This window comes from Pseudoalteromonas sp. SR44-5 (assembly GCF_014163675.1).
Lineage (GTDB): Bacteria > Pseudomonadota > Gammaproteobacteria > Enterobacterales > Alteromonadaceae > Pseudoalteromonas > Pseudoalteromonas rhizosphaerae.
Genome location: NZ_JACJDT010000022.1, coordinates 1 through 14543, shown reverse-complemented (window position 1 = coordinate 14543; position 14543 = coordinate 1). Strand labels below are relative to the sequence as shown.

At 39.2% G+C, this 14543-nt stretch carries 11 protein-coding genes and 1 pseudogene; 2 read left to right on the top strand and 10 right to left on the bottom strand.

Annotated features, from left to right (window positions below; all coding sequences use genetic code 11):
- Nucleotide 1: 1 nt before the first annotated feature.
- The 7 genes from H5154_RS12915 to H5154_RS12885 form a co-directional block, all read right to left on the bottom strand.
- Nucleotides 2–595, bottom strand: coding sequence for a hypothetical protein (locus tag H5154_RS12915; RefSeq protein ID WP_182718533.1), 594 nt, complete (start codon nucleotides 593–595; stop codon nucleotides 2–4).
- A 125-nt stretch (nucleotides 596–720) separates the two neighbouring features.
- Nucleotides 721–1686, bottom strand: coding sequence for a hypothetical protein (locus tag H5154_RS12910; protein WP_145242433.1), 966 nt, complete (start codon nucleotides 1684–1686; stop codon nucleotides 721–723).
- Nucleotides 1687–1804: 118 nt separating this feature from the next.
- Nucleotides 1805–2404, bottom strand: coding sequence for a 3-isopropylmalate dehydratase small subunit (gene leuD, locus H5154_RS12905; RefSeq protein ID WP_182718532.1), 600 nt, complete (start codon nucleotides 2402–2404; stop codon nucleotides 1805–1807).
- On the bottom strand, nucleotides 2404–3804 hold the full coding sequence (leuC, locus tag H5154_RS12900) for a 3-isopropylmalate dehydratase large subunit (protein ID WP_145242429.1): 1401 nt from the start codon (nucleotides 3802–3804) through the stop codon (nucleotides 2404–2406). Before leuC ends, leuD begins: the two co-directional genes overlap by 1 nt.
- 75 nt (nucleotides 3805–3879) lie before the next feature.
- Nucleotides 3880–4956 (bottom strand): 3-isopropylmalate dehydrogenase, encoded by a 1077-nt coding sequence (leuB, locus tag H5154_RS12895; protein WP_149980410.1) that lies wholly within the window; start codon nucleotides 4954–4956, stop codon nucleotides 3880–3882.
- Nucleotides 4953–6506, bottom strand: a complete 1554-nt coding sequence (gene leuA / locus H5154_RS12890; RefSeq protein WP_145242424.1) for a 2-isopropylmalate synthase — start codon at nucleotides 6504–6506, stop codon at nucleotides 4953–4955. Before leuA ends, leuB begins: the two co-directional genes overlap by 4 nt.
- 551 nt (nucleotides 6507–7057) lie before the next feature.
- Nucleotides 7058–8272: an ankyrin repeat domain-containing protein gene (locus H5154_RS12885; RefSeq protein ID WP_182718531.1), complete on the bottom strand. Its 1215-nt coding sequence runs from the start codon at nucleotides 8270–8272 to the stop codon at nucleotides 7058–7060.
- A 142-nt stretch (nucleotides 8273–8414) separates the two neighbouring features.
- Between H5154_RS12885 and H5154_RS12880 the strand changes: the two genes are divergently transcribed.
- Together H5154_RS12880 and H5154_RS12875 are read left to right on the top strand one after the other, a co-directional pair.
- Entirely contained in the window at nucleotides 8415–11105 is a 2691-nt protein-coding gene (locus H5154_RS12880) for a hypothetical protein (RefSeq protein WP_182718530.1), read from the top strand.
- Complete coding sequence (locus H5154_RS12875; protein WP_182718529.1) at nucleotides 11102–12457, top strand: tetratricopeptide repeat protein; 1356 nt, start codon at nucleotides 11102–11104, stop codon at nucleotides 12455–12457. The genes H5154_RS12880 and H5154_RS12875 overlap by 4 nt, the downstream gene beginning before the upstream one ends.
- A 72-nt stretch (nucleotides 12458–12529) precedes the next feature.
- Here H5154_RS12875 and H5154_RS12870 read toward each other — a convergent pair whose 3' ends face one another.
- The 3 genes and pseudogenes from H5154_RS12870 to H5154_RS12860 all read right to left on the bottom strand — a co-directional run.
- Nucleotides 12530–12973: a hypothetical protein gene (locus H5154_RS12870; RefSeq protein ID WP_182718528.1), complete on the bottom strand. Its 444-nt coding sequence runs from the start codon at nucleotides 12971–12973 to the stop codon at nucleotides 12530–12532.
- A 155-nt stretch (nucleotides 12974–13128) separates the two neighbouring features.
- Nucleotides 13129–13974: a hypothetical protein gene (locus H5154_RS23660; protein WP_259398505.1), complete on the bottom strand. Its 846-nt coding sequence runs from the start codon at nucleotides 13972–13974 to the stop codon at nucleotides 13129–13131.
- Nucleotides 13971–14543: pseudogene (locus H5154_RS12860) on the bottom strand (hypothetical protein); the annotation flags it as partial. The pseudogene H5154_RS12860 and the gene H5154_RS23660, both read right to left, overlap by 4 nt.

The window sequence follows — 14543 nt, the reverse complement described above, 5'->3', positions numbered from 1 at the left end:
TTTAGTCTTTATAACCCCAAGGCGCTGGCGGTGGTGTAATTGGTTTTGTTAAATCAAAATCAACGCGAAACTCGCGGCCTTGGCGAATTAAACGATAAGTAAACTTTTCAGGGTAAATATACATCTGCCATGTATTACCGATAGATTGTGGAATACTTTGGCTAACAAACAATTCTTTTGAATACTGATCCGCAGGGAACGACTGCACGTTAGCAAACCCAGCATCAACAGTATGACCACCGTACATAGTCGATACATCATCAGTTCCATCTTGATGGCGATGATCATGTTTTAAACTCAAACCACTACCGGTTTTGGTAATGATCCACGTACGTGATGCATCATCACCTACATGAAACGGAATTTGTAACTCACTATCAGTACATTTACGAACATGCATGACTAGTTTTTTGCCTGCAAACGAGCTAGGACCAGTGGCATTATCAACCGTTACTTTACCCTCAAAAGCTTTACCACAATAGGTGGCAATATTATCAAAAAAGTCATCATGTGTTGGGATAGATACTAAAGGCGCAGGGCGAGCAAACGCCGCCGTAGATGCCAGCAATAAAGTTGCCGCAGTTAATAATTTCATAGCATGTTCCTAAAAGTATAAAGTTGCAGCTTAGCCTGTTAATAAATACAAAGGAAGTAATCGCGGTGAATGGTGGTCCAGCGGTGAGTAAGCTAAAAAAGTTTGCAAGCCAACCATAAAATAGCTTAAACGGCTTTTTCAGCTCGGCTTTTCATCAACTTTAATAGTGAATTATGAAAGTCTTGAAAAATAACCTCACCCCATAATCGAGAGTAAATAGTAAAGTTGGTATTATCTTCAACAGTGGTTTTTAACGTTAAAACGGTTTGTCCATTAGCGGTTTCTGCTAAATAATAGCCTCCATAAAGAGGAGAAAAATATTCTCCACCTAGCTTTACATGTTTATCTAGTGCGTTGTCTGGAATCAAATCAGGGTCGATATCAAACTGGTAGAGCATTTGTTTATTTGGCTGCCAATCTGTTATAACTTCTTTAAATACAACGCCATTTTGCCATTTACTAGTTCTCACTGCACCTACACCTTGTGCATCCATATCCGCCTGCAAAGGGCGAGGAATACCAATCAATTGCGAAAATGACATTGGGAACTCCCCCTCTGCAATGTAACTTACATTCGCCAATTGCCGCCAAACAACATCTATTGGTGCATTGATAACAACTGAATTTTTAACTTCGTATGTTTGCGATAGCTTTAAAAAATTCACCTCTAGCGGTGATAAAATCAAAGGTATTAATGCCACTGACATGACGACTTTTTTACTTTCTTTTTCTAATTTACGATGTACAAATCCAGCTAAGACTCCTCCTATACTTGCAAATAACATAAATGCAGGTAGCGCCATAGCGACACAGATACTCCCCTCTAAAAGAGTGACTACACTGACCAGTAAAAATACAAAAATAGGCTGCCAAGCCTTAACTGCCATTTGCTTATAAGACATTGATTTATTGAGTTTGCATTCAAAATAAATACGAATATAGCCAATCGCAATGGGGACTAAAAACATAAAAGAAATAGTGACTAAACTGCCGAAGTTAAACGCATCACTAAACTCTAGAAATACCCGTATAGATATGCCGTAAAGCACACCTAAAATAATGCCTATATATTTTGGAGAAAGCGTTCGCATAAATAGTTCTTTCAATGTTTAATTGCCAATAATGTTCCGAAGTTAACAACTACTTCTAACCGCAGCAATAAAAAACGCGGCCTGAGCCGCGTTTCATTGTTTAATAACTTTTAAACCTTTACTGCCAAGGGCGCTCAGCGTTAAGCTTTGCCTCAAAGGCGTCAATTTGTGGGTTGAGGGTTTCGGTGACGCCGATAAAATCTAAGCCACTTAATAAACGCTCTTTTACGTCTTTGCGAATATCAAAGCAAATTGGTGCAAACTTGTTACTGATAAGTACCTGATTTTCAAGATCGATGTCGATATGAATATCGTCGTGTTGCTCGCTCAGTACAAACAAGTCTTCCAATGTTTGCGCTGGTAGTGCAATAGCTAGCATCTGGTTATTGCCACAGTTATTAAAGAAAATATCAGCAAAGCTTTCCGCTAAAATCACTTCAAAACCATATTGCTTAAGCGCCCATGGTGCATGTTCACGTGATGAGCCGCAGCCAAAGTTATCGCGAGTTAGTAATATTTGCGCGCCTTGGTAACATGGCCGATTTAAAATAAACTCAGGGTTTGGCTCGTCGTTATCTAAATAGCGCCAATCATAAAACAATGCCGCATCAAAACCATCACGGCTGGTTGAGGTTAAAAACTGCTTTGGAATGATTTGGTCGGTATCGACGTTGTTTTTATCAAGTGGGGCCATTAAGCCACTAAAAAAAATGCTCATTAGGCTTCTCCTCTAATATCAACAAAGCGACCATGAATAGCTGCCGCAGCGGCCATTGCAGGGCTTACTAAGTGTGTACGACCACCACGGCCTTGGCGACCTTCAAAGTTACGGTTTGAGGTGGATGCACAGCGCTTGCCTGCACCTAAGCGGTCATCGTTCATGGCTAAGCACATTGAGCAACCCGGTTCACGCCACTCAAAACCAGCAGCTTTGAAAATATCAGCTAGGCCTTCATCTTCAGCCTGTTTTTTCACCAAGCCAGAGCCAGGTACAATTAACGCCTCAACACCAGCAGCCACTTTTTTACCTTCAACAATCTGTGCGGCGGCGCGTAAATCTTCAATTCGGCTATTGGTACATGAACCAATAAATACCGTATCTACGCTCGCTGACGATAACTTATCACCGGCTGTTAAACCCATGTATTTAAGCGCGCTGCGAATCGCATCAGCTTTAATTAAATCAGGCTCTTGATCTGGATCTGGAATGCATTCATCAACACCAATAACTTGCTCAGGGCTAGTGCCCCAAGTAATTTGCGGCTGAATGCTACTCGCTTCTAGTTCAACTTCTAAATCAAACTGCGCACCTTCGTCAGTTTTTAAGGTTTCCCAGTAGGCAACTGCAGCTTCAAAATCATCGCCTTGTGGAGCAAATGGGCGGCCTTTTAAGTAATCATAAGTGATTTGGTCTGAAGCGATTAAACCCGCTTTAGCGCCCATTTCAATACTCATGTTACACAATGTCATACGCGCTTCCATTGACAGTGCTGCAATACCTTCACCACAAAACTCTGCCACATAACCTGTACCACCAGCGGTACCTAGCTTACCAATCACCGCCATGATCAAATCTTTGGCTGTAACCGTTGGACGTAGTACACCATTAATTTGAATTTTTAATGACTTGGCTTTTTTCTGTTGTAGTGTTTGCGTCGCGAGTACGTGCTCAACCTCAGACGTACCAATACCATGGGCCAGCGCACCAAATGCACCGTGAGTAGAGGTATGGCTATCACCACAAACAATGGTAGTGCCAGGTAAAGTAATACCTTGCTCAGGCCCCATTACATGCACTATGCCTTGGTTAATTGAGTTTAAATCGTAAAGTACAATACCAAACTCTTTGCAGTTGGCATCAAGCGCCATCAATTGGTTTTTTGATACTTCACTGGCGGCATCTAATGAGCGGCTTTTGGTCGATACATTATGATCCATCGTTGCGATGGTTTTTTCAGGACAACGCACTTTACGGTTTTTCTCTCGCAGGCCAGCAAAAGCTTGCGGCGATGTCACTTCATGTACTAAATGACGGTCAATATAAAGTAAATCGGTTTGCTCATTAATACTAGCAACTACATGTGCTTGCCAGATTTTATCGTATAACGTTTGGGCCACTTGCTGATCCCCTAATTTGTTTGACTCGCCGCGTGACGGTGCAGCGAGTGAATAATTGTTTAAATACGTGCTGTTTTATATACGAGCGACAATTGCTGCGGCAACGTCTTGCGTTGTATAACCTGCATTTGGGTAAATATCCGGTGTACCTACGCCTGCTTCGACCGCTTCGGCTACTGCTTTTTCAATGCTGCGCGCCGCTTCATCTTGGCCTAGTGAATAACGTAGCATTAACGCGGCACTTAAAATTTGTGCGATTGGGTTTGCAACCCCTTTGCCAGCAATATCAGGTGCCGAACCACCAGCAGGTTCATACATACCAAAGCCTGACTGATTTAAACTTGCCGATGGCAATAAGCCCATAGATCCGGTGATCATCGCGCATTCATCTGACAATATGTCACCAAATAAGTTATCACACAGTAACACATCAAACTGGCTAGGTTGTTTAACCAGTTGCATTGCCGCGTTATCAACGTAAATATAATCAAGGCTTACTTCTGGGAAGTCTTTGCTTACTTCGGTTACTACTTCGCGCCATAATACACTTGATGCTAATACGTTGGCTTTATCAACCGACGTTACATGGTTATTACGTAATTTTGCTGCTTCAAAGGCAAAACGTGCAATGCGTTCAATTTCTTTGCGTGAATAAGTTTGTGTATCAAATGCGGTTTCTTCAGCCCCTTCGCCACTGCGGCCTTTTTCGCCAAAGTAAATACCGCCCGTTAGCTCGCGCACGCATAAGATATCAAAGCCTTTTTCGCTTATATCGGCACGTAATGGCGATGCAGCGCTCAGTGCTGGTAATAGTTGCGCTGGGCGTAAGTTACAAAACAAACCAAAGTGTTTACGTAGTGGCAAAAGTGATGCGCGCTCTGGTTGCTCATTGGCAGGAAGATGCTCCCACTTTGGACCGCCCACTGAACCAAACAAAATTGCATCGGCACTTTCACACGCTGCAAGGGTTTGATCGGGTAACGCTTTACCAAATTGATCAATCGCAGCGCCGCCAATGGCATGATGATGACGAGTTAAAGTAAAACCAAATTTACTGCTCACAGCATCCAATACCTGCTCTGCTGCTGCCATTACTTCTGGGCCGATACCGTCGCCTGCTAATACTGCAACGCTATAATTTGATTGACTCATCCTGCTTTCCTTTGTTGTTTTAAATCAGACACTTTTTGTGCACGATAAATTAAGTTATAAACGCGGATCATGGCGCGTACTGACGCCTCAACCACATCCGCGGCAATGCCCGCGCCGTGATAAGGGCGGCCATCGTATTTAGCTATTATATTTACTTCACCTAATGAACTGGCGCCTTCACCGGTCGCCTCTAGATTAAATTCAATCATTTCAACAGCCATACCCGTTAAACGTTCAATCGCTAAGAATGACGCCTCTACAGGGCCATTGCCGGTAGCCGCTTCTTGTTTAGACTCACCATTAATCGTCATCCCAATCGTTGAGCTTGCTACTGATTGCGAGTTAGACGTTGAGTTAACAAACTCTAATTGGTATTTGTCGTCTTTATCACTGATTTGGTTAAAATAAATCATCGCTTCTAGATCGTAGTCGTACACTGTACCTTTTTGATCGGCAAGGGTTAAGAAGCTTTCATATAGGCTATCCATATCGTAATCAGATTTTTGATAGCCTAATTCTTCAAGGCGGTGCTCAATAACATGACGACCCGAACGTGAGGTCATATTTAATTGATTATTTGGTACGCCGACGCTTTCTGGTGACATAATTTCATAGGTATTTTGCGCTTTTAATACACCGTCTTGATGAATACCTGAACTGTGGGCAAAAGCATTCTCGCCAACAATCGCTTTGTTAGGTTGCACTGGCATATTACAAATTTTCGCCACTTGGCGTGATGCGCGATAAATCTCTTCACTGCGAATATCGGTATACACTTTTAAGTGGTCTTGGCGCATCTTCATGATCATCGCCACTTCTTCAAGTGAACAGTTACCCGCACGCTCACCAATACCATTAATAGTACATTCGATTTGCCGTGCACCGGCTTGCACCGCTGCAACAGAATTGGCAACAGCCAAACCTAAATCATTATGACAATGTACACTTAACCGCGCTTTATCAATATTTGGCACGTTATTCATTAAATGGCGGATCATCGCCGCGTATTCGTCTGGCGTAACAAAACCAACTGTATCTGGTAAGTTGATGGTTGATGCACCAGCATTAATCGCCTGCTCAACAATTTTGCATAAATCCCAATGCGGTGTACGGCCTGCGTCTTCGCATGAAAATTCCACATCATCAGTATAATTACGGGCAAGCTTAATTGATTTAACCGCCATGGCTGTCGCATCATCTAAGCTCATACGTAGCTTGTGTTCTAAATGCAAAGGGCTGGTAGCAATAAAAGTATGAATTCGACTTTGTTGTGCTGTGCGAAGTGCTTCGCCACAGGCTTCAATATCTTTAGCAACAGCGCGTGCTAAACCACAAATAATAGGGCCTTTCACTTCTGTAGCTATACGTTGCACTGAACGAAAATCGGCAGGGCTCGAAACCGGAAAACCTACTTCCATCACATCCACATTTAGGCGGCTAATAGTATGCGCCAGCTGGATTTTATCTTCTTCAGTCAGGCTCGCTTTAAGCGCTTGCTCACCATCACGTAAAGTGGTGTCGAAAATCCATACTTTATCTTGTTCTTGCATAATCTACCCTTAATTCTCTGCTGCCCTGGATGCGAGATAAAAAAAACCCCGCGATATGCGGGGTTTTTTGTGTTTACTTAATGCAAATACACTAATCCCCGCTCACGTGCGCTTGCAGTAAGAGGTTCAGTTTTAATGTAATTAAATGAGTGTTTTGCATCGTCTTTACTAAATGTGTGTGTTCAGTGAGCCCTATTTTTAACACTTCAAAACTGCGCATGCAAGCATAATCTCACCTTTAAATGGAATGAAAAACCACAATAAAAGAAAATAAATTTCGTATAAAACCAACTTTAAGGTTATATAATTCAAACCAAACCTAAAGCAACCATAATATACTTTACTTTATGGCCGATCCTGCTTAGATAAGTTTTCTATTTTAATGTCAACCTACTCGCCGATAATACAATCCCGATATGCTCAATTAACAACGCCAACTTACTTATTGCATCAATTGCAGCTTTACTCACAGATACTTGAAGTGTCATGTTAGAAATAAAAGGCTAGCCGACATAAAGCAGCCTCTCTAATTGTCACTCATTCAATAAGTGTTATTTATATACATAAAGAGAATATTCTTTTAAAAGCTCTAAACTCGCTTTTTCTACTTTTAAGTTATTTACTTTTTTATGCGAGCCATACCATTGGATGGAGCCTTGGAATTCATCATCAAATGGTAACACTATAAAAGAAGATGTTTCTGAACCAATCGGTGAATTTGGCTCATACCAAATAAGATTACTATCTTGAGAGTAAATCCTCCCAGACTTGCCAGTAATGAGGTAATGGTAATACTTCCAATCCGGGCAACCTCCAAAAACAAATGCATCCATTCCTGTAGACATACTCAGCGTATTATTCATTTGTTCATTGAGCGTTATCCCCTGAGGACCATTCCTTGGCCCACCCATTAAACGAAAAGAACAACTTAAATCGAGGTTGTGAGCATTTATAAAATTTGTCCAATAATCCATATATTTAGACCAAGAAGCCTGCCTTTTTTTCTGCCTTTCTAAAAACTCTTGCTCGCGCTTATTTTGTATCTTTAATTGCAAGGCATTATTGACAACTTCACCATTAATATAGCTCTGCGCGCCTTTAGATTTTAAAAGATCGATGACTTTTGAATTATCATTTGTAATAGCAATGCCTAATGCTGTACTGCGGTCCATGTTTTTATAATTTAAATCAGCACCATACTTTATAAATATCTCAGTATGTTTTGCGTTCCCGCTATTATTGATAGAGTACATCAAGGGTGTGTCGCCAAATACATTCTGATGATTAATATCAACGCCTAGTCTTACTAACTTATCAATATATAACGCCAATGTTCTGTAATTCAAAGAACTAGACATTATATGAAAAGCATTTTCACCCACTTCATTTTCATATGAGTAGTTACAACCATTACTAGCCATGTAGTTCATTAAAGTAAGGTCAGTGGTATCTTTTAAAAGAGTTTCCATACAGACAGGCAAGCTGTCACGACTCTCTTTGCAATTAGGGTCAACCCCACCTTCAAGCGCATATTTAATCAAAGAAAAATAACTATGTTCAATGCCTTGGCTAAGCGTTCTGCAGCTTTTAGCTATTTTTTCATCATCCATAAAATCTTGTAATCGAGGAGTAACTTTTTTACCACCTCGAATAATCTCTACATCTAAAACTCGCTCATAATAACCACTGTTGTTTTTTTTATAATACAAATAGCTCGCCCAAGCGATAAGGCTCAGTAATACAAAACTTAAAAATATTTTTTTCATCTGTTATTCCTTAACGTAATTTATTAGAAGTTCCTTTTTTTTACACAACCGAATAGTGTATTATATTTACCGAAAATACGATATTACTTTTGCATTTTCAATAGTCATGTAAGACACGGAAACATTTTATAAAGGATTATTTATGCCAAAGCATACTGCTTTTAAGATCATTACATACCTCATTTTTGTCACTTTGCTTGGTTGTGAAAAGACTGACCCTGACCCTGACACACAAAAAAACGAATCTAAAGCAACCCAACCCATAGCTTTAAAAGAAGATATCACCGACGCTGCGCAATTTGATCAAGAGCGTATCCAGTTTTTGTGGCAGGGACCTCAGCAAGAAAAAAGAACGATATGGAGCATCAAAATAGATGGAACAGATCTTCGCCAGGTGCTTGATGAGAAAGAACTTTCATTCAACACCCCTCCTGGCGGTAATGGTGGGCACATAACATACCTTTCTCGCTCACCAAATAACCGCTATTTAGCGCTAATTATGTACCAAGAAGTCATTGTTTATGATCTGTTAACTCGAGATCACCTTATCATCGGTGAAGCAGTAAGAGGCCAACCACAACTGATAATTTGGAAAGATAATACCTTCAATGTTTACATGTCTAAATTTGGCGACCACTCGCGAAACTTATATGTCGACTTGAACAACCTAACAGTAACAGAGAAAAAAGAAAATAGTGATACGGTCTATTTAAAAGATGGTTCAACTCTCTCTTTTCACAAGTTTCATATGAGTAAATACAAGGACGATAAAAGGCTCTTTAAAATTGATCTAGATGGGTATGATAAACTTAACAAACCATATCTAAATGGATACGATAAACTTAATGAACTATATCTTAATAATGAACAAACACATGGGCTACTGCACACTAAAGAAAGGTCTTTTTACTTTAATATAACAACTGGAAAAATACTCAGCACCTTCGATAATAACTTTTTTACACCGTGGCATATTAACCATGCTAATAGCCAACTAATAGGCACTGACAAAGAGCATAAACAGTTAACCTTTTATAATATAACGACAAAAACAACAACAAACATTTTAACCTCCGCCACCAAATTAAGAATAATAAGCCCACTTAAAGCAAGTGCCTACAATCAAGAAAAGCCCTCCCTTTTACCTAAACTCTCAAACTTACCAAAAGGGTACATTTACGGAGACCGCAAAGTCGATGAAAATTATTATTTTGGAGAAAAAGTTGATGGAAAAGCAAAAGGTTATGGGGAAATGTATCAACGTTACACTCACCTTTGGCAATATCAAGAAAAAAACAATACTCTGATACCGCTTCACTATAAAGGAAATTGGAAAGCGGGTGTATTTGAGGGTAATGGCGAGGTTATTTATACAAACGGTAGTCGCTATAAAGGAGAGTTTTCTTCTTACCTTCATCACGGTCAAGGACGTTTTACTGATAAAGACGGAAACGGCTTTGATGGAAGCTGGAACAAAGGACAAAAACATGGCCGTGGCCTCTGCCTTACCTACCGTAAACCAACTCCATGTGAATACTACTACAATGCAATAGTTACTTATGAGGGAGAGCTAGACGACAACGGCATACGTAACGGTACGGGTACTTTTAGTTGGGTACCTTACATTAAAAAAAACATCTATAAAGGTAACTTCAAAAATGATTTATTTCACGGTCAAGGCGTGCTAACCAAGACCTATTATAGTAACGACGTTTATAAAGGGCAATGGCAATTGGGCCTGCGCCACGGTCAAGGCACACAAACCAATGGCGAAACTCATTATGAAGGACAATGGAAAGCCGATAAGCGCCATGGTAAAGGTACACAAACTAAAGGCAACATTCGCTACGAAGGCATGTGGCGAGTCGATTATTATAATGGTCAAGGAACATTAAATGAAAATGGTAATATCTACAGTGGACTATTCAGTGCTGGCTGGCTATTTGGTCAAGGCACATATAAAAACAAAAATGGAGACAGCTATAACGGAGAATTTGAATACTCCCGTTACAATGGATATGGAGTAATGAACTACGCAAATGGTGATCAATACAGTGGCCAATGGCTATCCCACATGAGGTGGGGTAAAGGCAAGTTAACCTTAGCAAATGGTGACTTTTATGATGGCGATTGGGACAACGATACAAAGCATGGCGAAGGAGTCTGTCAAGAGAATTCAGAGGAATACCCATGCCAATACTTTCGTGGTTATAAATTACATAATATACGTGATGGTTATACAAAATCTAGAGTTATCATAGACGATGGCTACGGTGAGGTGTTGGGCGACTATATTGGGGAGCTTGAAAACAATATCCCCCATGGACAAGGGTCATTTATAAATAAATATCAACGTTTTTATATTGGTCACTTTGACCACGGTCTATTCAATGGTCAGGGGATATTACTAACTTCACATCATGGCATTATCTATGATGGTATGTGGATCAAAGGCAAACCTAATGGCTACGGAAAAACGAATATATTTGAAGGGCACTGGAAAGATGGCGTGGCTCATGGAGTAGGTAAGTTACATATAGGTATTAACAGCACGAGGCGTATTATTAAAGGTAACTGGCAAGATGGAGAAATCAGTGAGGGAACTATTATATACCAAGATGTTGATTATATAGAAGATAAAGCTATTTACACTAATAACTGTGTTTATACTGGGAGGTTATCGTTATCTATTAATACAAAAATTACCTATTCAACAAGTGACATGACTTTTGTTAAGGTCACCCCACAAGGGAAATGTGTACGTGTAGAACAAGAAAAAGAACACAACACTAATGCTTTGAGTAAAAACCATTTACAAAAGGATAGCAAATGAAACGTATTATAGTATCGATATTAGTCATTTGTTTTAGCTTAGGCGAGTGCGAACATGAAGCTCGAGCTCAAGTCCCACCTAAAATGGAAGCACAGCAAATCAAACAACCATTACTTGACTTGTTTGCCAAGCCAAAGTTGACAACTGAAAAAGCTAAACTAGAGGAAGCGCTTATTCTAAAAGCAATAGCAGATGACCCTTCGGCCCAAATCGCATTAGCAAATATGTATGAAAATGATAACCAACAAAAACGCGCCTTATTTTGGTATCAGCAAGCAGTTGAACATGGCGGTATAGATGAAGAAAATGCCATTCTTAAATTTTCTCAACAAAAACTAGCACAAAGTAACGACCCTAAAGATATATTTATGTGGACAAAGTATGCAGCTGAACACGGCGATATTAGCGCACAAGAAAAAACAATGGAATACTATCGTAGGGGTCAAAAAGTTAAAAAAAACCTTATTGAAGCCGAAAAATGGCTAAGAAAACTAATTAGCCACGAAGCCAAAAAACCTACATTTAAACTGGTAGAGCTACAGTTAGATACAATTAATTCAAATAGAGAAAAGAACATCCCTAGCGCGATTGCCCTAGCCAAAAAACTCGCTGAATCGGGGTCTGTAGACGCGGCTTATTTTTTAGGTTGGTTGCACCAATTTGGCTCATTGTTGGATAAAGATATTACCAAAGCGATTTACTGGTATAAAAAAGCAGCCGAGTTAGCTGATATTCGTGCATATCGCAGTTTAGGGTGGATATATCACTCTCACTATAACGATAATAAAGCAGCCGCTCACTGGTATGAAAAATCTGCTTATTTAGAAGATCAAGTATCTCAGTTTAATTTAGCCGTTTTATATCACTTAGGGAAAGGGGTAGATAAAGATTTAAAAACTGCAGCCCAACTGTATGAAAAAGCAGCTTATACAGGGCATAATTCCGCAAGAATTAATTTGGCTAATATGTATGCGAATGGTATTGGGGTGAGCAAAAATAAAGAGCTGGCCGAGCAATATTATAACGGTTATCAGCATATAAACCTCGCGACTGAAAAAAAACAAAGTCAGCTAAATATAGAACCAAATATTGATTATATAAAAATAGATATAGCAGATTTGGATTTATCAACTCAAAACTTTTATACGCTCCATGAACGTTTAGGAATTTATAGCCACTCAATTGATATAAGTAAACTTCCCGTTTTAGAAGATAACTCAGTGATCCTATTATTTGTTAATATACCAACTTTAGGGCATTACTCTGTAAGTAAAGGAACAAAAAGTAGCTTATACCAACGAACTCTTATTAATGATGTAACTATTAATAATTTTAGATCTGGTAATTTATAACACAATAAAACGTTGGTCCATTATCATGGGTCAACGTTCATAATAAGCGCTTAAATAGGATAATTAAAAACATCACTCCAGTATTATGGACGGCATTACGGGCACATCCGAATACGGATTGTAAAGATCTTTATAGGCTACACCTTTTAAAATGTAAGTAGGATCTTCCCCATTTCTAAGATCTTGTAATAAATCAAAATCACCACTTTTAGGTATGTCGGTAAATTTTATATTTACATAAGCATTACCATCGAAAACACTAGATATTGACCTAATCTGCTGCCAGTCATGTTGTTTGTTTCTAAAAATCAATTGCGCTTGGCCATAATTAGGGTTACTGGCATTAACTTTGTAAACGTATTCATAATCACTGCTGGTAATTATTACTTTATTCAATTGGTTAACTTGGATTGGCACCAGCGGCGAAGCTTTAATACTAGCCGCCCCGAGCGAATTTTGCGATAGTAGCGCACTTAAGGCAACAATGACTGTTGTGTATCTTTTCAAAAAAAGCATTTTTCCCTCCTTGGTAAATTAAGATATGTTTATACTTTCACTTAAACTTTGTAGTAGAGCAACAACCAGCCACTATACTACGGCATAACATTAAACCATTGTTGTTCCTACTAGGTTTACCCATTAATGATAGTCGCACACTCTTCTCAACTGTTCTAGCAATCGTTTTTCCGATTTATTTTTGCACAATGGCTGTCAAGACAATAGTAAAGCTTTTTATCATCGTCATAGCATTGTTGCATTAATCTGGCTTGATATTCGCTATCGCTCAACGTTAATAGATTATTCAGCTCAGATATTACTGATTTATTTTGCATGTCCCACTTTTGCGTTCTCAGCTTTTGATCATTATTATTAATTACAGCGGTGTAAACTTTACTTTCTTCTCGTTTGGCCTCTGCTATATTAAAAAAACCTTTAATTGGCGTTTCAGTGCCTTTTACTATTTCAACATTACCATCGTCAGCTGCTAACGGAATAGAGCGGTTTACACTGAGCAACAGCGCCCGTGTTTTGGGTATAACATAACCATAAATATGGGTTACCTTGCTCTTAATAATGTGGTCGTTATACCAATCGCTGTAGGTTTTATCTTTACTATTAATATCAGGGCGCTTTAAATCTGCAACTGCAATTTTTTTGTAGCTAAGAGTATTGGTTTTACCCTTATAGCTTTCTAGTTGAGTTTTAAACGTATCAAACCACTTATCACCTTGGCTTGCCGCTAACAAGCTTATCGCATCAACCGGCGGCACAATAATAGGTCGGGTTTTATGGGCATGAAACGGGTTTCGTGTTGTTAACTGCTTGTCATCAACAGTTTCTAACACCGCACCTTCATCACTGCTTAATAGTATTGGTGCGGCTCCATCGCTATCAGCCGCCACTACACGATTAAACAACGGGGTGAGCTTACTAATTGGCTCCCCCTTATTAACATAACCGGTAAGTAAATACGCTTTAGGAAAACTAGATTGCCCTGTATTAAATTGCTCAGTCATTGTTCATCCTTGATATTAAACACGCCATAAATATATATTGACCCCATCCCCCAAATACCACATTCCTTTAAGGGTATTTTTCTCTTTTTTTGAGTAAGTAAATCCGTTTCTACAATATAGTCATCGAAATAGAATCGACCATTCGGCTTCACCTCCTCCGTTGACCTTATCGTTTCAATATATAATACTTTATTTTTTTTATCTGAGAAAAAATATGTATATCTATCATAGTCTAATATAATACGCTTACTAGGATCTGATAAATTAATCCAGTAATTTTTAGGGTATCCAAGTCCCTCTGATAAAAAAGAAATATAATCGCCGAAAGGGGATACTTTTAAATACTGCATAGTAAAATGGTTATTAAAACCTAAATCCACCTTCTCTATCACGTCGCCATTAAAATCATATAACCAGTATTTATTTTTTTTATCGGCTAAAAACGTTTTACCATCTGGCAATAAAAACAAGCCATTAGAGTAAATAATTGGTCGCTCAGTGAGTGTTTTAGTCGGTACATGGTAGTTATAATGTTTACCACTGGCGTAAAAAATCACATTTTCACTGTC

What these genes read in the sequence shown, in the direction of transcription:
- leuA (WP_145242424.1), bottom strand. Translation starts at nt 6,506, where the DNA reads ATGCAAGAACAAGATAAAGTATGGATTTTCGACACCACTTTACGTGAT.
- H5154_RS12880 (WP_182718530.1), top strand. Translation starts at nt 8,415, where the DNA reads ATGCCAAAGCATACTGCTTTTAAGATCATTACATACCTCATTTTTGTC.
- H5154_RS12875 (WP_182718529.1), top strand. Translation starts at nt 11,102, where the DNA reads ATGAAACGTATTATAGTATCGATATTAGTCATTTGTTTTAGCTTAGGC.
- leuB (WP_149980410.1), bottom strand. Translation starts at nt 4,956, where the DNA reads ATGAGTCAATCAAATTATAGCGTTGCAGTATTAGCAGGCGACGGTATC.
- leuD (WP_182718532.1), bottom strand. Translation starts at nt 2,404, where the DNA reads ATGAGCATTTTTTTTAGTGGCTTAATGGCCCCACTTGATAAAAACAAC.
- H5154_RS12870 (WP_182718528.1), bottom strand. Translation starts at nt 12,973, where the DNA reads ATGCTTTTTTTGAAAAGATACACAACAGTCATTGTTGCCTTAAGTGCG.
- H5154_RS23660 (WP_259398505.1), bottom strand. Translation starts at nt 13,974, where the DNA reads ATGACTGAGCAATTTAATACAGGGCAATCTAGTTTTCCTAAAGCGTAT.
- H5154_RS12915 (WP_182718533.1), bottom strand. Translation starts at nt 595, where the DNA reads ATGAAATTATTAACTGCGGCAACTTTATTGCTGGCATCTACGGCGGCG.
- H5154_RS12910 (WP_145242433.1), bottom strand. Translation starts at nt 1,686, where the DNA reads ATGCGAACGCTTTCTCCAAAATATATAGGCATTATTTTAGGTGTGCTT.
- H5154_RS12885 (WP_182718531.1), bottom strand. Translation starts at nt 8,272, where the DNA reads ATGAAAAAAATATTTTTAAGTTTTGTATTACTGAGCCTTATCGCTTGG.